The following is a 17283-nucleotide window of genomic DNA, read 5'->3' on the forward strand; positions in this document are numbered from 1 at the left end:
TTCACCTCATGCTCCGCGACCCAATGCGCGGGGCTCCGCTTCTCACGTTCTGGCATGCCGGGGAGGGCGTAATTCTGCGGGCGTAGAATGAAAACAGCTTCGCCCGCGACAGTCTGTGCCGGGCATGAAGCCTCCAACACCACACAGCACGCAACACACAAACCCCTTTTTCTATGTCTTCTCATACTGGTTCTTCCTCGAATTTTTCCCCGAATAGCCCGCAGAGTTCTGCGGGTTTCCGTTCTTTTTCATTTCGCCTCCTGCTGGGGCTGACCCTTGCCGCGCTGGTCACGGGCGTGTTCAGCGGCTTGGGTGCGATTGCTCTGCATTATGTTCTGGACTTTATGCAGGAGCTAACTTTCGGCCATTCTGAGGGCCACCACCCGATGGTCACTGACGGTGCCGATCCGGCGCGTCGTGCCCTGGTTTTGGCGGCGCTGGGCCCGTTTGTGGCGCTGGTGTGGTACTACCTGCAGTCCGGTGGGCGGCGTGTGGTTGGCGTGAAGTCGCAGATTGCCGGTGCTACCGAGGAGGACCGTACCCCGTCGCTGTGGCGGCAGATTTCGCATTCGCTGATTCAGATTGTTGCGGTGGGTGCGGGCTCTCCTGTGGGTAAGGAGGTCGCTCCTCGTGAGCTGGGTGCTTTGGCGGCTGGCCGTACCTCGAATCTGCTGGAGCGTCTTGGTTTTGTGGGTGTTGATGGTGCCGCGATGTTGGGTGTTCGTGAGCGTAGTCTGCTGGTGGCGGCGGGTGCGGCGTCTGGTTTGGCGGCGGTGTATCAGGTGCCGATTGGTGGCGTGGTGTACCTTGTGGAGGCGATGGCTGTTGGTTTGAGCCTGCGGTCGCTATATGTGGGTGCGGTGACGGTGTGGACGGCGACGGTCACGGCGAATCTGGTGATCGTCAATGAGCCGACGTACCCGGTGCCGCAGCTTCCGTTGGATGCGACGACGCTGACAGTGGCGGCGCTGACGGGTGTGGTGTTGACTCCGTTGGCGTTGGGTTTTAGGGCGTTGTCGCAGCGTGCGGAGAAGTTGAAGGCGAAGGATCGTTCTCTTCTGTGGCGTATTCCTGTAGCGTTTGCGCTGGTCGCGGTGGTTTCGCTGTGGCTTCCGGAGATTCTGGGTAATGGTCGTCTGCTGACTCAGCACACGTTTAATGTGTCGCTGGATGCGGCGGCGGGCGGTTTGACCGCATCGGCGGCAGTGTATGTGTTGGCGTTGGCTGTTGCGAAGGCTGCCGTGGTGGTGTTGAGTCTGCGTTTCGGTTCTTATGGCGGTACGTTGACGCCGGGTTTGGCGTTGGGTGCGGCGGTTGCGTTTTGTGTGGCGGCGCTGGTGCTGTGGGCGTTCCCGGGTTTGGGCGGGGTGCCGGGTGGCGCGTCGATGGTGTTGTATGCGGCGGCGTTGACGGGTACGGCGGCGTTTTTGGGTGTGTCGATGAATGCGCCGTTGTCTGCGTTGACGTTGTTGATTGGTTTTACGGGTCAGGGTGCGAGTGCGTGGCTGCCGATGGCGGTTGCGGTGGGTACGGCGGTGCTGACCCGCTGGGCGTGGACGCGGGCGTTCGGCGCTAAGAAGTAGCTTTCAGAAATAGGGGCGGCCCCGGATGCGTGTATGCGTCCGGGGCCGCCCTGTTTTGCTGTGCCGAAGATTTGCCTTACTTTTGTTTTGACGGCTTTGAAAGGAATAGCAGATAGATTCCGAAGAGGAGCTTAATCGCCGCATCGATATATGCAATTACCTCTAACGGGATGCTGGTAAAAATATATCCTGCAAACACGTTAATGGCACAGGCTAGACCCAGATAGATCATTGACTTTCCATGCACAAAATAATAAGGGAAGAAATGCAGTGCGGTTGCCATCAGTGCCCCCAGCCAAATCAATCTCCAATTTTCAGTCGCAAAGAATGGGCCGCCCAGCAAAATCATCAAGACAAATAATAGAATAACGGCACGTGAAGATACTTTCTTTTGAAATTCACTTGAAGGACCATCGGATAGTTTATTCAACACCTTTTTGTTCATGTTGATCGAGAAAAAGCTAATAACATAGCCAATGCTGAATACTTGCATATTTATTATTTGCTTTCCTCCGGCCATGGTGGCTATTGCTATAACCGCCGCCACCACAATTAACCACAGACCGCATGCCCTCTTATAGTTAAATTCTAGCTTTTCATCTTTGTTATAGTTTAGAAAAGTCATCGATACCTCCAATAGCATCTCGTAGAGTCACTTCTCTTATTACTTCACTAAATTTTAATATGAAAAAATTCTGCAATATATCAATATAACCCAGCCCTTCTGACTATTAATTACATCTCCTATGATTATATCAAAATAGCAATAGAGAATTCGTCAAAAAAGCAAAAGAGACAGCCCCGGATGCGTGCATGCATCCGGGGCCGCCTGCTTTTTAGACCGAGGTTTTCGATAGGTTAGTGTCTTTGCCGTGGGTCTTTAACCCGCATTAAAGTCACTAACCTATCGACAAAAAGGCTAAGTCATAGCCTATAACCGACTCTCACCTACCTGGCGCAGCCGGAGATTCGGTCATGAGTTCCGGATTTGTGCCATAGGTTAGTGTCTTTAGTGGTAGTTAAAAACCATGGCACAAATTCTGCACAAGTTACAGCCCCATAGCGAGAAGCTACATGTGTTTCCAGAAGCCACTTATGATGTGGCTGCTCGAAACACATGTGGTTTCTCAGTGCTTACCCTTGAGGAGGCGTAGGATCGGATTCTTCTAGGGCATCAGACTTCAGTGATTGAGCGTCTTTATTTCCATGAAGCTCAGAGGAGGAATCTTTATTCTTCTGCCCCAAATCAACGTTCAGACTTTCCTCTTTATAAGAACCCCAAGCTTTAAGAATATTAGGTTTAAAAATCGTTCTTACATAAATTCCGGGGAAAAAGTAGCACCAGACCTTATGCCACACCCTTCCTGCCCAGCACTTCCCTTCCCACGGGCAGTGGATATTTTCAGCCCAGGTATCATAAAACGATGCATACCGAAGCCCCTCCCTTCGATACCATTTTTCCCAATACTTATCAACCTTATGAAAGATAGGTTCACAATTATTGACATCATTAGATTTACGCCTATCCAATAAAACCTCAACCCTCGTTTTCCTAAGGAAATAGTTAGCTTCAAAGATTCCACTATATTGATTTGGGGCAAGATGACGAAACATAGGAAAAAGAAGGATGGGCATAACTAACAAAAAGATAACAGCAAATTTCCTATCTCCTGAACTACCACCCGAAATTATCACCGTCAAGATTGGGAATAAAGAAAGCATCGATAGGGGAATAAGCCACAGGATACCAGAAGCTTTTGGCTTTATATAAGAATCTACAGAAAGTTCAATTCCTCGATAAATATCCGGGTTATGAATTTCATATATTTTTGATTCCGGGATTTCCATTACAAGCTTTTGAGCCTGAATATTAGAACATTCAGAAATCACCTTCCGCTCCCACACAGCACGCTCAAGAGCAACTTTCCGAGAAGCTTCAATTTCCTGATACTCTTTCGAATCGGCTAGTGTACCCGTGTCCTTGACACCTTCTAGTTTTTTAAATACCTCTGATACTTCAAGCCAAGTCTTATAACGAGTCAGTTCAGGGGGAGTAGCTTGTTTTGACAGCTCCATCTGCTTATCAATCTTTCGACCACTCCACCATGCAACGATAAGTGACCCAAGAAGACCAATTACAGAAGGTATCCATGTTCCCCACGGCAACGCGCTAGAACTCTGTGTAGCTTCAGCTCCTTCGGTTATCATCTGCGCTAATAGCATTTGCTTCATCATCGATGATTACTCCTTTCCTAGTATTGTCAGTTAATTACTATGACAAAAATTTTAAACTTCCCATAGCTCCCATATTAAATTTACTGAGCTTCTCCCCGTAGAAACATTTTCTAAACTATATAAATTCTCACCCTCCAAAAACCTTAGAAAACTTGATGTCGCAGGTGGTTTCTCGACCTTTACCCTTGCGAAAACTGGAGACTACTTACGACGGAGAGCTTTTGGACTCCTATAATTAACTACTCTAGAATACTTATAACGGATAGGAGAATACTTTAAAGGACTAGATAATATTTCTACTTTCCTACCCTCATTTTTATAGCTCAAATAGAATTTATTAATCCTAAGCATTAAGCAGTAGACATAAGCAATTAGAATATAATCCCTATCATTCAAACCTTCAGGCGAAACCAACTCTCCATCAAAACGCAAAATAAAACACCTACTAGAGTGCACCCTAAGTTCAGTTCTAAAAATCTTAAATATTGCAATCTTCAGAGCAAAAGAAAGAATATATACAAAAACTACTGGAACCATAAGGAGTCCCAAAACAACGAAGAAATCTACCGCGCTAATTTTCCCATCAAGGTCACTCATATAAGTTACCAGATAATATAACTCAGGCAAAAGAAATATAATAAATACGAGAACCCTCATATAGAATCCAAGAATCTCAGTGTAGGAGAATTTAACAGCCTCAAAGAGTTTACCCACCCCACTGACAAGCCGAAGATTCTCTTTATACACATCCCTATACAAATAATGATGGTTCGACACCCGAAAGAGCACCTCAAAAAGCGAAACAAAAACCAGAAGTACAATCCCACAAACACATAGTTCAGATATTCCAAAGTTCCAATATAGAACAGTTATCGACACCACTAAAATCAAGAGCCAAGAAAACGCCACGAATAAAATATTTTTATTTAATAAATACAGCCAGGAAGGAATGCCAAATTTAAACCCTGGGTAGCCACTATCTAGAGTAAACCTATCTCCATACGCATAATCTTCAGCTTCATTTTTACAACCCTTAGCATGCAGTACACGATCGCGCCATTGATCATCAAAGATTTTTCGAGCGATTTTGTAGATATTAGGTGTAGTATTTTCGTATATCTGACGCATACAATTAATTCTGCGCGTATAAACTATATTTTGAATTAAGACATCTTTCTCGTTATGGGTCAACAATAAAGCCGCGGACAGTGTAAACCACGCAAACAAAAGTAGCGTCCATAAAGGAATATCCCTATAGCGCGAAAGATCAATATCGCCGGATACAATCGCGGATCCCCAACCAGGGTTTAATTTCAGATTATCTAAAAAACTAAAAGAATATGCGGTGCCTTGAATATATCCAGCGAGCAATCCATACCAAAAATTCACTATAAATATAACAAATATAATACGCCCAAACATTCGAGCAAATTTTTGATATGCCACTCGGCGCGCATCACCGGAAATCCCATCATGAACATCTGCAGATTTTCCAATACCCAAATAAAGACTCAACAAAAGGGCTGCAAATGATGGAATAATCCCGACCCTTAAATCAAGCAAATAATAGGGTAAATTAAAGAAAACATTAGACACGCTAATCCAAAACTCATTAACTTTTCCAAACAACAAAAACAAAAAAGCAAATATCAAAGTCGATAAATACATTAAAGTTGTTCCAATAAATATAAAAAATGGATTCCGGACAACATTATCCCAAAATATTTTTCTACTTTTTTCTTCGTGCTCTTCGCCCCATGTGTTGTTGACTTCGTCAATAACTTCTTGAATTTTCATCGGTGAATGTTCCTTTCCTACATCTTTATCGGCGGGTTATGTATAAGAAAAGCTGTGACCCCGCAGGCTGTGCCCATTACGCACCAGCCTGCGGGGTTCGTTGCGGCTATTCGGCCACGTCACGCATCGACTAAGCACCCAGGAGGGTCTTCGGGTTGACCGGAGTACCCGTACCCTCCGCCAGATGCTCAATACGCTTCAAGATCAGGCCCTCACGCAGCGCCCACGGGCACACGCGCATCGTCTCAATCCCAAACGCCTCCATCGCCGCCTCCGCAGCGATAGCGCCCGCCAGCATCTGCTCCGCACGCGCCTTCGAAACACCCGGCAAATCGCTACGCTCAGACACCGTCATCGCCTCCATGCGACGAGTCCACAGGCGCAAATCCTGCAAATGCATCTCACGCTTCACATGCGGGCCCGCCGAATACGGCGCCGCACCACAAATACGCGCCAACGAACGGAACGTCTTCGACGTACCCACCGTCATATCCGGCGCGCCATAACGCAGCAAATTCTCCGCCACCGGGGCGATCTGCTCACGCACATACTTACGCAGACGCTTCACCTGCTTCGGCTTCGGCGGCTGCTCATCAAAAAACTCACGCGTCAGACGGCCCGCACCCAACGGCACGCTCATAGCCGCATCCGGCAACGCATTCGTACCCGTCGAAAACTCAAACGAGCCGCCACCAATATCAAAATCAAGGATGCGGCCCGCACCCCAGCCCTGCCAGCGGCGCACCGCAAAGTACGTAATCGCCGCCTCCTGATCACCCGAAATACCGTTCAGGCTCACGCCGGTCTGCTCACGCACCTGATGCAGCACCGCCGCACCATTACCCGCCTCACGGATAGCGCTCGTGGAGAACGCCAGCAGGTCCTCCGCCTCATTCTCGATCGCGAAGTCGCGGGCGCTAGTCACGAAGCGGGTCAGCGCGTCCGCGCCCTCCTGCGAAATATTGCCCTCAGCGTCGAGGTACTGCACGAGCTGCAGCGGAATCTTGTGCGACGCGTACGGTTCGGGGCGCGCTCCAGGGCTGCCGTCAATCAGTAGCAGGTGGACCGTATTCGACCCGACATCCAGAACTCCCAGGCGCACGATGCGCTCCCCTCCCCCGCCCCGCGGCGGGATATTGTCTGTGTGCAGTACCGCAGGTGCGGCGCCTCTTCCAGTCTGTCAGAGGCGCGGCTCGCTCCGCAAACAATCCGGGCGGATGCCCAACATCAGCACGGCACGGGTATAAAAACCTTCCTCGGGCATGCGAAAGGCGCAGGAGGCGCCCCTCCCCCACGCGGGGGTTTCGGGACGCATCCTGCGCCTTCAGGTAGAAGAGCTACTCGGCGGTCTTCTTCGCCGCGGTCTTACGAGTGGTCGTCTTCTTCGCGGTAGTAGACTTTGCGGTCGTCTTCTTAGCAGTCGTCTTCTTAGCCGTGGTGGTCTTCTTCGCGGCGGTCTTACGCTTGACCGGGCCCTTCGCGCGCTTGTCCGCAAGCAGCTGCACCGCACGCTCGTGGGTCAGCGACTCGACCGACTCCGCACGCGGAACCGTAATGTTCGTAATGCCGTCGGTGATGTACGGGCCAAAGCGGCCGTCCTTCACCACGATCTTCTTCTCACTGACCGGGTCCACGCCCAGCTCAGCCAGCGGAGGCTTAGCCGCCGCACGACCGCGCTGCTTCGGCTGGGAGTAAATCTCCAGCGCCTGCTCCAGCGTAATCGTGAAGATTTCGTCCTCGCTGCCAATCGAGCGGGAGTCCGTGCCCTTCTTCAGGTACGGGCCAAAGCGGCCATTCTGCACGGTGATTTCCACCCCCTCAGCGTCGGTACCGAGCACGCGCGGCAGGCTCATCAGCTGCAGCGCCTGCTCCAGGGTCACGGTCGCCAAGTCCATGGACTTGAACAGGGACGCGGTGCGCGGCTTGGCGGGCTTCGGCTTCTTCTTCGGCTTGGGCTTGCCGTTCTTGTAGTATTCGGTCGGCTGCGCGTCCAGGTACGCCTGGATCTGCTCCTCGGTCATCTCTTCGATAACTTCGGTGACGTAGGGGCCGTAGCGGCCGTCGCGTGCCACAATCTGGTTGCCGGAGACCGGATCAACGCCGAGCACGCGGCCGTCGGACTTGCCCTGTTCGAGCAGTTCGCGTGCCTTCGCTTCGGTCAGTTCGTCCGGTGCCAGGTCTGCGGGTACGTTCGCTCGGATCGGTTCGGTCAGTTCGCCGGTCTCGGTGTCGAGGGTGCCTTCGGCTTCCAGGTAGGGGCCGAACTTGCCCACGCGCAGCACAATGCCGTCCGCGATCGGGATGGAGTTGATGCTGCGGGCGTCAATCTCGCCGAGGTTGTCGACGATGGGCTTCAGGCCGCGCTTGGAGCCGCCGCCGAAGTAGAACTCGCCCAGCCATTCGACGCGGGATTCTTCGCCGCGTGCGATGCGGTCGAGGTCTTCTTCCATCTGTGCGGTGAACTCGTAGTTCACGTAGGGGCCGAAGCTGGATTCGAGCAGGCGCACCACGGAGAACGCGATCCAGGACGGGATCAGCGAACCAGAACGAACGTTCACGTATCCGCGGTCCATGATGGTCGAAATAACCGCCGCGTAGGTGGACGGGCGGCCAATGCCCAGCTCGTCCAGGGTCTTCACGAGGGACGCTTCGGTGTAGCGCGGAGGCGGCAGGGTCTCGTGGCCGGCGGGTTCAATCGCCTCGGCGGTCAGTGCCTCGCCGGTGGTCAGGTTCGGCAGGCGCTTCTCAGCGTCCTTCGCCTCACGCTCAGCCACGCGGGATGCATCAACGCCCTCCTCGTAGGCGGCGAGGAAGCCACGGAAGGTGATGACGGTACCGGATGCTGCGAACTCGGCGTCCTGGCCATTAGATGCCACGGCGCCCAGGCGCACGGAGGCAGTGGAACCGGTCGCGTCAGCCATCTGGGAGGCGACGGTACGCTTCCAGATCAGCTCGTAGAGGCGGAACTCGTCGTTGGACAGGGAGCCGCGCACGGCGTCCGGGGTGCGGAAAGTGTCACCGGCGGGGCGGATTGCTTCGTGGGCTTCCTGCGCGTTCTTGCTCTTGGAGGTGTACACGCGCGGTGCGGAGGGCACGAATTCTGCGCCGTACAGCTCGGATGCCTGGCGGCGTGCAGCGGAGATTGCCTGCTCGCTCAGTGCCACCGAGTCGGTACGCATGTAGGTGATGTAACCGTTTTCGTAGAGGCGCTGCGCCACCTGCATGGTCACGCGGGAGGAGAAACGCAGCTTACGTGCGGCTTCCTGCTGCAGGGTGGAGGTAGTGAACGGCGCTGCCGGGCGGCGCTTGTACGGCTTGGTCTCAACGGAGCGTACCGAGAACGCGGCGGACTGCAGGGCTGCGGCGAGCGCGCGGGCGGCTTCCTCGGTCAGGTGGGTGACCTTGGAGGTGTTGAGGGTGCCGTTGTCGGCGAAGTCCTTGCCGGTGGCGATGCGGTTGCCGTCTACGGCGACCAGCTTGGCGTCAAAGCCTTCGGAGGCTGCGGTCAGGAAGCGTCCGGTCAGGTCCCAGTAGTTGGCGGCGACGAATGCCATGCGTTCGCGTTCGCGCTCAACCACGAGGCGGGTTGCGACGGACTGCACACGACCTGCGGAGAGGCCGCGGCCTACCTTGCGCCAGAGTACGGGGGAAATTTCGTAACCGTAGATGCGGTCGAGGATGCGGCGGGTTTCCTGCGCGTCGACCAGGTGCAGGTCGATGTCGCGCAGTTCGCCGAAGGCGCGCTGAATGGCTTCCCGGGTGATTTCGGGGAAGGTCATGCGGTAGACGGGTACCTTGGGCTTGAGGACTTCCTTCAGGTGCCATGCGATGGCTTCACCTTCGCGGTCACCATCGGTTGCCAGGTAGAGCGCGTCTACTTCTTTGAGCTTGCGCTTGAGTTCGGCGACCTTTTTCTTTTTGTCGGGGTTGACCACGTAGTAGGGTTCGAAGTTCTCTTCAACGTTGACAGCGAACTTGCCGACGGGGCTCTTTTTGAGGTTTTCGGGCAGTTCGGAGGGCTGCGGAAGGTCGCGGATATGGCCCATGGACGAGTCGACGAGGTAGTCCTCGCCGAGGTAGCTGCTAATGGTTTTGACCTTGGAGGGAGACTCCACAATCAGCAGGGCTTTTCCGGTCTTTGCCTGAGCGGGCACGGCACTCCTCTATCTGTGTGTTGAAAAGCTACGTATTCAACCATAACCTACGCTGGCGCTTGTGGGCGCCGGCGGGGTGTGGTGTACGCGGGGTGAGGTGATCGGTAGGGGTGTAGTTTATGTTGGGTTGATGTGGTGCGCTCGGTGCGTTTCATGCGGCGAGCGCGCGGCGGCCCGGCGCGAGGCGAGCTGGCACGGTTCTAGTTGATGTGAACCGGGCGTGTTGAGCTTGCACGAGTGCGCAGGGTACTCGGTACATCATACGGTACCGGAGTGGTGGTGTGTGCGCAGGGCGGGTGTACGGAACTCATGCAGGGTATAGCACTGGGGCGCACCGCACCCGCGCACCTGCGTTTTCTAGCTGGTGAGGGTGTCCGAGTCGGGGTGGGTGCCGTCCAGGTATGCGGGCAATAGCGGGTATTCGCGGCCGTACACGGTCTGCGGCGCGATGCGCACCCACTGCATTTCGTGGGTTTCGGAGTCGGGCAGGTCGAAGGTGCGCACGATCTGCGGGGTCATTTCCGGCGGCAGCCAGTGGGCGATACCGACCACGATGACGGAGCGGATGCCGTCTTCGAGGGTTTCGTCGATTTCGAAGGCGACGCGGCGGCTAACCACCACGGAGGAGAACTTGTTACCGCGGGTGGTGCGGATGTAGATTTCCTGCTTGTCGTCTTGGCTGGCGACGGCGTAGAGCACGGGCAGCACATCGACGTGCTGTCCGTCAGTGAGGATGAGGCGGCCGAGAGTGTTTGCGTGCAGACGCTCCCAGCACTTGTCGACGCTGATACTTTCATCGGGGTACAGGTTACTCATGGTTTCAGTGTATGCGATGGGGTGGGCGCTCTTGCGCAGATGACGGTTTTGGTCAGTAGGTGGGTCGGGGCTGTGTCATTGCGCTACCGCCTGTACGCGGTGGGCGCGCCCGGGCAGATGCGGCGGATGCGTAGAATGGTGTGCATGACTATTTCTGCCGCCTCTTTCGCTCCCGAGTACGCCGCCGTTGCGGATGCTCCCCGCAGCGATGATTACGCCCGCCTAACCCGCATCCGTGAACGCCTGTTGGCGTTGAACTACAGCTATGACGCTGTGCAGGAGCTGCTCGGTGTTGAGGCGGCTGAGGCGATGGCTCGCGACCAGGTGGTTCCGGGCCTGTGGCGTGTGGAGCATATTCTGCGCGGCGGTTACAGTGCGGGTGAGAAGAACTTGGCGCGTCTGCTGGCGTTTTTCCTGCTGGCTCGCCCGCTCACTGAGGCTGAGGCAGCCGAGGTTTTCGGCGATACCCTGGTTGACTTTGAGAATGCCGCGCTGATTGAGCGTGACGCTGCGGATTCTGCCCGCTGGTCCGCGAGCGTTGATTTGCGCCCGCACGCTGCCGATGACGGCACCGAAATCTTTGTTGCCGCCGATCTGGGCGCGCATCAGCGACCCGGCGTGCTCCGTAAGGATCACGTGCTCGGCATTGGTCACGCTTCCCTGACTCTGGCGCAGATTACCGAGCGCACCCCCGTCAAACGTGCCCTGGATGTAGGCACCGGCTGCGGTATTCAGACCTTCCACCTGCTTGCCCACGCTGAGCACGTGACCGCCACCGATATTTCGGAGCGTGCCCTGGCGTTCACCCGTTTTAACCTGCTGCTGAACGCGCAGACTCTCAACATTGACCCGCAGAACCCGCAGGCGCGCGTGAGCCTGCGCATGGGTTCCCTGCTGGAGCCGGTCGCTGGTGAGCTTTTCGACCTGGTGGTGTCGAACCCGCCGTTCGTGATTACCCCGCGCGTTGCCGGTGAGAGCGCCGAGGAACAGTTCACCTACCGTGACGGTGGTCTGCCCGGTGACGAAATTGTGAGCACGATGGTGCGTCAGCTACCGTCGGTGCTGGTGCCCGGTGGCCGCGCGCAGATGCTGGGCAACTGGGAAATTATTCGCGATTCTGAGGACCTGGAAGCACCGCGCCCGTGGGATGAGCGCCCGCGTGCCTGGGTTGCCGACGGCGGCGCGGAGGCGTGGTTTATTCAGCGTGAGGCGCTGACCCCCGCTTCCTACGCCGAGACCTGGTTGAAGGATGCGAGCGAGAACCGCGACCGCAGCCACTACGAGCAGACCTATGTGGCGTACCTGAACGACTTCGCTTCCCGGAACGTTCATTCTATTGGTTTCGGCATGATTTGGCTGCGCCGCCCGACCGAGGCGACCGCGGCAGGTGCGACCGATCCCCTGCAGCGTTTCGAGGAGATCACCTATCCGATTCAGCAGCCCATCGCCCGCGCCCTCACCGGGTCCGTGCGCCGCTACGACCGCCTCGCCGCCATGGACGATGAGGCGCTCCTGGCCACGCACCTGGAGGTCGCCGAGGACGTCACCGAGGAGCGCCACGGCCGCCCCGGCGCCGAGCATCCCAGCGTCATTTTGTTGCGTGCCGGTTCAGGTCTGTGCCGCACCCAGCTGCTCTCCACCGAGACGGCTGGTTTTGCGTCGGCGAGCGATGGTGAGCTTGCCGTGGGTCAAATCGTGGCGGCTCTTGCCATGCTGCTGTCCTGGCCCGAATACGATGAGGCGGCCGCCGCGGCACGCGGTACGCAGGAGCAGCATCCGCGCGACACCCTGCTGCATGCGGTGCGTGAGCTGGTGCTCAAGAGCTTCCTGCACTTTAGCGACGAGCACGCGGGCGCTGAATCGGCTGGCGAGAGCACTGCAGAAGCGCAGGGCTAGGCGTGCGTATTTGGTCCCTTCACCCCTGTCTACTCGATCGCCGCGCCCTGGTCGCCTGCTGGCGTGAAACCCTGCTGGCGCAGAAGGTTCTGCGGGGTCTGACTCGCGGGTACACGAACCATCCGCAGCTGATTCGTTTTCGCGCGCATCCGCAGCCGCTGGAGGCGGTTGCCACCTACCTGTCCGGGCTGGCGGCGTGTGCGCATCCGCTCTTTGAGGTGGTTCCGGGCGCTATTGAGCCTTGGGAAAAGACGAAAGATTTCTAGACAGAGGGACTTCTAGATAGAAGGATTTCTAAGAACGTGAGCATAGTAATGCCCCGGCGGAACCTTTGCGGGTGCCTGCCGGGGCATCGCTGTATGTGTGGCTCAAGCTGTATGGGGACAAACATCTCAGCGCATTACAGAGCGCTGGAAACAGCTTGGCACGGGGTCTTTACCCAAGGACCTTTGCCCAAGGACCTTCACCTCAGGACTTTTACTTGGTGGCCAGCGCGGGCTTAATTTCCTTCACGATTGCCTCCAGCATCTTCAGGTTGAAGTCCACGCCCAGCTGCAGTCGACCCGCCGCAATGAGATCGGCCATGACGGCAAGTTCAGCCATGTAGAGCGGGTTTTCGTAGCGCATGTCTGGGTTGCAGCACTGGCTCTTCATCGTCGGGTGACGGGTTAGTCGTCCTCGTCTTCAAGGTCCTCTAGCACTTCGAACGGCGACTCGACGTCGCCGCGCCAGGCCTCCAGGCCTTCGCGCACCGCGAGCACCGCCACGACCAGCGCCGCGACCGAGTCAGCCCACCACCAGCCGAACAGGCTGTCGAGGACGAGGCCGATGAACACTGCACCGGAGAGGTAGATACACAGGATGAGCTGCTTGGCGTCGGCCATCACGCTCTTGGAGCCCAGCTCCCGCCCGGTGCGGACCTCAATCCACGCCAGCAGAGGCATGACGACCAGGCTCAGCGCGGTGATACCGAGACCCAGCGGGCTGCGGTCGGGGCCCTCCTGGCCGACCAGGGCCAGCACCGCGTCGATCGAGACGTAGGCCGCCAGCGCGAAGAACGCGATGCCGATGGCCTTGACGGTGACCGTTTCCCACCGCTCAGGGTCCTTGCGGGTGAACTGCCAGGTGATAGCCGCGGCCGAGAGTACCTCGACAACCGAGTCGAGCCCGAAGCCAATGAGCGCCGCGGACGAGGCGAGGACGCCTGCCCAGACTGCGACGATTGCCTCGATTACGTTGTACGTGATCGTGAAGCCGACGATGAAGCGGACGCGCCGGTGCAGCATCGCGCGGCGTGCGGTGGTCAGGGTCTCGCTCATGCTCCCGCCGCCGTTCCACAACAGCCCGACACCGAGCATGCCGAGTCGATGCACGGCGCTGCCTCGTCCACCGCGAGCGTGACGTCGATCAGGGACGTCAGTGCCGCGGCGAGGTGCGGGTCGGCGATCTCGTAGCGCGTCTGGCGGCCCTCGGGCTCGGCGACGACGATTCCACAATCGCGCAGGCAGGTCAGGTGGTTGGACACGTTCGAGCGGGTCAGTTCCAGCTCGCGCGAGAGCACGGCTGGATAGCTCGGGCCGCCGAGGAGGGTCATCAGAATCCGGGAACGTGTCGGGTCGGCCATGGCGCGGCCGAGCCGGTTCATGACGTCGAGGTGTGAAGCAATAGTCAGCATACGATGACTATACAGTGATAACTGACCAATTGTCCACTTGTGCGGGCTGTCGCACGTGCTCCGCGCCCTTGCCCTCGGGAGGCGGCAGAGTTCGCGCTCATCAGCGACCACCGCCCATCACGGAAGCGACGGCGGCACGCTGGCGCGAAACCCTGCTAGCGCAGAAGGTTCTGCGGAGTCTTCACCTCAGGGGCTTTACTTGGTGGTCAGCGCGGGCTTGATTTCCTTGACGATGGCATCCAGCATCTTCAGATTGAAGTCCACGCCCAGCTGGTTTGGTACGGTCAGCAGCACGGTGTCCGCTGCCTGGACTGCCTCGTCACGGGCGAGCTCTTCGGCAATATCCGCCGGATCGCCAATGTAGCTGCGACCAAAGCGAGAGAAGCTGTTGTCGATAATGCCGGTGTAATCCTGCGAGTCCTCCGCGGCGCGGCGACCGAAGTAGCGTGCCGAGGTTTCATCGATAACGGGCAACACCGAGCGGGACACCGAAACACGCGGAACACCCGAATTGCCTGTCTTCACCCACTCTGAGCGAAAAAGACGAATCTGCTGCGCCTGCTGCTGATCGAACGGAATACCCTTATCTTCCAGCATCAGGGTTGAAGACATGAGGTTCAGACCCTTCTGCGCGGTCCACACGGCGGTGCTATCGGTACCTGCACCCCACCAGATGCGCTCACGCAGACCCGGCGACTGCGGCTGTACGGGGGCGTACTTGCCCGCCACGCGAGCGCTGGGCGCCATGCCCTCACCCTCGATTGCCTTGAGGAAAATGTCGAGGTGGCGGCGCGCCATATCACTCTCGTTTTCGCCTTCTGCCGGGTAGTAGCCAAAGCTCTCAAAGCCGCGGATAACGGATTCGGGCGAGCCACGGGAGACACCCAGTTGCAGTCGACCCGCCGCAATAAGGTCTGCCATGGCGGCAAGTTCAGCCATGTAGAGCGGGTTTTCGTAGCGCATGTCAATCACGCCGGTGCCGAGCTCGATGCGTTCGGTCTTGGCGGCGATTGCGGAGAGTAGCGGGTAGGGGGTCGCCTGCTGCTGGTCGAAGTGGTGCACGCGGAAGAACGCGCCGTCTAGTCCAATGTCTTCGGCACCTACGGCAAGGTCAATTGCCTGGTGTAGAGATTCTGCGGCGGAGGGTACGCGGGAGCCGGGGACCTCAGCCCAGTGGCCGAAGGAGAGGAAGCCGAGCTTCTTCTCGTCGCCGCGCATGGGTTCGAGGTGGCTGATGCGGATGGATTCGTCGAGCTGCGGGGTGCTGTTGGGGTTGGTGCTCATGGTTTTTCCTTTGCGGGTTGCGCTCGGGCTCTTGTAGTGCCGGGCTAGTGTTTTAAATCTAAACCCAATTACTTTACATGTCAAGTATTTTGTTTCAGGGTATTACGCACAGAGCATCCCTCCCCAACTTTCGCTGCACACACCACCTGCACGCCTCACCCGCCCGCACGCCTCACCCGCACGAGGCACACATACCGCCACAAAATGCTGGCGCAAAATACAGCCGAAAAGGGCACAAAAAAGCCCGGCGGAACGAACGCATCGCACCACCGGGCCCTTCTATTCAACAGCTAAAACTGCAACTACAACGGCAGAAACAAACTGCCCTAGGAACGCTTCACCAGCGGAACCCACAGCTCCATACGGTAATCAGCCGCCTGCATATCGCCGCGACCGTACACCTCAAGGCCACCCACCGGGCGGTACTGCGGATTCTTCGCGAAGAACGCCTCCTCAAAGCTCGCAAAGCCAGCCGGAACGGACTCCGAAATCGGGCCGGTCACCTCAACCACCGCGTAGGTGCTCGCAGGCAACTCCAGCACGCCCAGACCAAGCTTCGCCGCGCTCGCCGGCTCCGACACAAGGAAGCCCGCCGTGTAGCGGACCTGCCCCTTCGGGTTCGGCTGAGTGCACACGCCCAGGTACTGGGTCACCTTCAGAACATCCAGCATCGCCGGGGACGCCTTCTGATTCAGCTCATCCCACAGCGAGGAGAAGTCGCCATCCAGGGGGAACACCTGCGAAACGCCGGCAACGACCATCGCCGGGTGCTCCTCAATGCGAGGTTCAGAAATCTGAACCGCGCCGCCCTTAGCGGCTGCCATTAGGCGTTCGCCTCAGCTGCTTCGCGGTCCACCGAGCACTCGGGCACGCAGTGGCGCTTCGCGTCATCAGCTGCGCACTCGGGGCAAAGCAGAACCAGCTCGCGGCAGGAATCGTTGGAGCAGTTCTCGAACTTGTTCGAGGGGGCGCCGCACTGTTCGCACTTGCCGATGGTGACGGTGTCCGGGGCGAACTCCATGTGCATGCGCTTGTCGAAGACGTAGAGCGAGCCTTCCCACAGTTCCTTATCGCCGTACTTCTCGCCGTAGCGCACGATACCGCCGTCAATCTGGTAGATCTCCTTGAAACCGCGGTTCTTCATGAGCGCGGAGAGAATCTCGCAGCGAATACCGCCGGTGCAGTAGGTGACGACCGGCTTGTCCTTAATGTGATCGTACTTGCCGGACTCAATCTCGCGGATGAAGTCGTGGGTGGTGCGCACATCGGGAACGATAGCGTTCTTGAACTTGCCGATCTTCGCCTCGAACGCGTTACGGCCGTCGAAGAAGACCACTTCGTCGCCGCGCTCTTCAACAAGCTTGTTGACCTCTTCAGGCTTCAGGTGCACGCCGCCGCCAACGACGCCGTTCTCGTCCACCTGTAGCTCGTCGGGAGCACCGAAAGCCACAATCTCGTCGCGTGCCTTCACGGACAGACGGGGGAAGTCCTCCGCGCCGCCCTCGGACCACTTGAACTCCATGTTCTTGAAGCCGGGGTACTTGCGGGTTTCCTTGGTGTACGCCTTGACCGCGTTGATTTCGCCGCCGAGGGTGCCGTTAATGCCGTGCTTGGAAATGAGGATGCGCCCGCGCAGGCCGAGCTTCTCGCAGAGGGCACGCTGCCAGAGCATGACCGCCTGCGGGTCGGCGATGGGGGCGAACTGGTAATACAGAATAATCTTATTTTGAGCCACGAAACTATTTTATCGTCATATGCGCCTAACGCATGCAGATTTTTTGATATGTGTGCACTGACTACGGGGTCGGCGGCACAGAAGCGGTGCTGGGGGCGGTTCTGGGAC

Annotated in this window: 14 protein-coding genes and 1 pseudogene; 3 read left to right on the plus strand and 12 right to left on the minus strand. The window is 57.1% G+C overall.

Annotated elements, in window-relative coordinates; translation table 11 throughout:
* Window positions 1-173: 173 nt before the first annotated feature.
* Complete coding sequence (locus HMPREF2749_RS06355; RefSeq protein ID WP_070593781.1) at window positions 174-1583, plus strand: chloride channel protein; 1410 nt, start codon at window positions 174-176, stop codon at window positions 1581-1583.
* Window positions 1584-1659: 76 nt separating this feature from the next.
* On the opposite strand, the gene HMPREF2749_RS09410 is transcribed toward HMPREF2749_RS06355, so the two are convergent.
* The 6 genes from HMPREF2749_RS09410 to HMPREF2749_RS06385 all read right to left on the minus strand — a co-directional run bounded on the left by HMPREF2749_RS09410 (window position 1660) and on the right by HMPREF2749_RS06385 (window position 10585).
* The gene (locus tag HMPREF2749_RS09410) at window positions 1660-2208 is read right to left on the minus strand and encodes a DUF6609 family protein (RefSeq protein ID WP_070593828.1); all 549 of its coding nucleotides are present in this window, start codon (window positions 2206-2208) and stop codon (window positions 1660-1662) included.
* Window positions 2209-2717: 509 nt separating this feature from the next.
* Window positions 2718-3818 (minus strand): hypothetical protein, encoded by a 1101-nt coding sequence (locus HMPREF2749_RS06365; protein WP_049347125.1) that lies wholly within the window; start codon window positions 3816-3818, stop codon window positions 2718-2720.
* 201 nt (window positions 3819-4019) lie between these two features.
* Entirely contained in the window at window positions 4020-5615 is a 1596-nt protein-coding gene (locus HMPREF2749_RS06370; protein ID WP_049355340.1) for a hypothetical protein, read from the minus strand.
* 130 nt (window positions 5616-5745) lie between these two features.
* A complete protein-coding gene (locus HMPREF2749_RS06375) occupies window positions 5746-6717 on the minus strand; it encodes a Ppx/GppA family phosphatase (protein ID WP_070593783.1) in 972 nt (323 codons plus the stop codon).
* 235 nt (window positions 6718-6952) lie between these two features.
* Window positions 6953-9769, minus strand: coding sequence for a type I DNA topoisomerase (topA, locus tag HMPREF2749_RS06380; protein WP_070593785.1), 2817 nt, complete (start codon window positions 9767-9769; stop codon window positions 6953-6955).
* Between the two features lie 357 nt (window positions 9770-10126).
* Window positions 10127-10585 carry a pyridoxamine 5'-phosphate oxidase family protein gene (locus HMPREF2749_RS06385; RefSeq protein ID WP_044145909.1) on the minus strand — a complete coding sequence of 153 codons (459 nt, stop codon included), beginning with the start codon at window positions 10583-10585 and terminating at the stop codon, window positions 10127-10129.
* Between the two features lie 144 nt (window positions 10586-10729).
* Between HMPREF2749_RS06385 and HMPREF2749_RS06390 the strand changes: the two genes are divergently transcribed.
* Both HMPREF2749_RS06390 and HMPREF2749_RS06395 read left to right on the plus strand, forming a co-directional pair.
* On the plus strand, window positions 10730-12481 hold the full coding sequence (locus HMPREF2749_RS06390; RefSeq protein ID WP_246823509.1) for a DUF7059 domain-containing protein: 1752 nt from the start codon (window positions 10730-10732) through the stop codon (window positions 12479-12481).
* 2 nt (window positions 12482-12483) lie between these two features.
* Window positions 12484-12747 (plus strand): pyrimidine dimer DNA glycosylase/endonuclease V, encoded by a 264-nt coding sequence (locus HMPREF2749_RS06395; protein ID WP_049357223.1) that lies wholly within the window; start codon window positions 12484-12486, stop codon window positions 12745-12747.
* 277 nt (window positions 12748-13024) lie between these two features.
* Here the strand turns inward: HMPREF2749_RS06395 and HMPREF2749_RS09495 are convergent.
* The 6 genes and pseudogenes from HMPREF2749_RS09495 to HMPREF2749_RS06425 form a co-directional block, all read right to left on the minus strand.
* Window positions 13025-13111 (minus strand): annotated as a pseudogene (locus HMPREF2749_RS09495) (luciferase); the annotation flags it as partial.
* A 38-nt stretch (window positions 13112-13149) separates the two neighbouring features.
* A complete protein-coding gene (locus tag HMPREF2749_RS06405; protein WP_049347144.1) occupies window positions 13150-13800 on the minus strand; it encodes a cation diffusion facilitator family transporter in 651 nt (216 codons plus the stop codon).
* On the minus strand, window positions 13797-14156 hold the full coding sequence (locus HMPREF2749_RS06410) for a Cd(II)/Pb(II)-sensing metalloregulatory transcriptional regulator CmtR (protein WP_070593788.1): 360 nt from the start codon (window positions 14154-14156) through the stop codon (window positions 13797-13799). The genes HMPREF2749_RS06405 and HMPREF2749_RS06410 overlap by 4 nt, the downstream gene beginning before the upstream one ends.
* 195 nt (window positions 14157-14351) lie before the next feature.
* Window positions 14352-15440: an LLM class flavin-dependent oxidoreductase gene (locus HMPREF2749_RS06415; RefSeq protein WP_070593790.1), complete on the minus strand. Its 1089-nt coding sequence runs from the start codon at window positions 15438-15440 to the stop codon at window positions 14352-14354.
* 326 nt (window positions 15441-15766) lie between these two features.
* Entirely contained in the window at window positions 15767-16264 is a 498-nt protein-coding gene (locus tag HMPREF2749_RS06420; protein ID WP_070593792.1) for a GyrI-like domain-containing protein, read from the minus strand.
* The gene (locus HMPREF2749_RS06425; RefSeq protein WP_070593794.1) at window positions 16264-17175 is read right to left on the minus strand and encodes an oxygen-dependent tRNA uridine(34) hydroxylase TrhO; all 912 of its coding nucleotides are present in this window, start codon (window positions 17173-17175) and stop codon (window positions 16264-16266) included. Before HMPREF2749_RS06425 ends, HMPREF2749_RS06420 begins: the two co-directional genes overlap by 1 nt.
* Between the last annotated feature and the right edge of the window lie 108 nt (window positions 17176-17283).

This window comes from Rothia sp. HMSC075F09 (genome assembly GCF_001810515.1).
Classification (GTDB): domain Bacteria; phylum Actinomycetota; class Actinomycetes; order Actinomycetales; family Micrococcaceae; genus Rothia.

Bases quoted from the DNA above. Each gene is read 5' to 3' on its own strand.
- HMPREF2749_RS06355 (WP_070593781.1), top strand. From the start codon at position 174: ATGTCTTCTCATACTGGTTCTTCCTCGAATTTTTCCCCGAATAGCCCG.
- HMPREF2749_RS09410 (WP_070593828.1), bottom strand. From the start codon at position 2,208: ATGACTTTTCTAAACTATAACAAAGATGAAAAGCTAGAATTTAACTAT.
- HMPREF2749_RS06365 (WP_049347125.1), bottom strand. From the start codon at position 3,818: ATGATGAAGCAAATGCTATTAGCGCAGATGATAACCGAAGGAGCTGAA.
- HMPREF2749_RS06370 (WP_049355340.1), bottom strand. From the start codon at position 5,615: ATGAAAATTCAAGAAGTTATTGACGAAGTCAACAACACATGGGGCGAA.
- HMPREF2749_RS06385 (WP_044145909.1), bottom strand. From the start codon at position 10,585: ATGAGTAACCTGTACCCCGATGAAAGTATCAGCGTCGACAAGTGCTGG.
- HMPREF2749_RS06390 (WP_246823509.1), top strand. From the start codon at position 10,730: ATGACTATTTCTGCCGCCTCTTTCGCTCCCGAGTACGCCGCCGTTGCG.
- HMPREF2749_RS06405 (WP_049347144.1), bottom strand. From the start codon at position 13,800: ATGAGCGAGACCCTGACCACCGCACGCCGCGCGATGCTGCACCGGCGC.
- HMPREF2749_RS06410 (WP_070593788.1), bottom strand. From the start codon at position 14,156: ATGCTGACTATTGCTTCACACCTCGACGTCATGAACCGGCTCGGCCGC.
- HMPREF2749_RS06415 (WP_070593790.1), bottom strand. From the start codon at position 15,440: ATGAGCACCAACCCCAACAGCACCCCGCAGCTCGACGAATCCATCCGC.
- HMPREF2749_RS06420 (WP_070593792.1), bottom strand. From the start codon at position 16,264: ATGGCAGCCGCTAAGGGCGGCGCGGTTCAGATTTCTGAACCTCGCATT.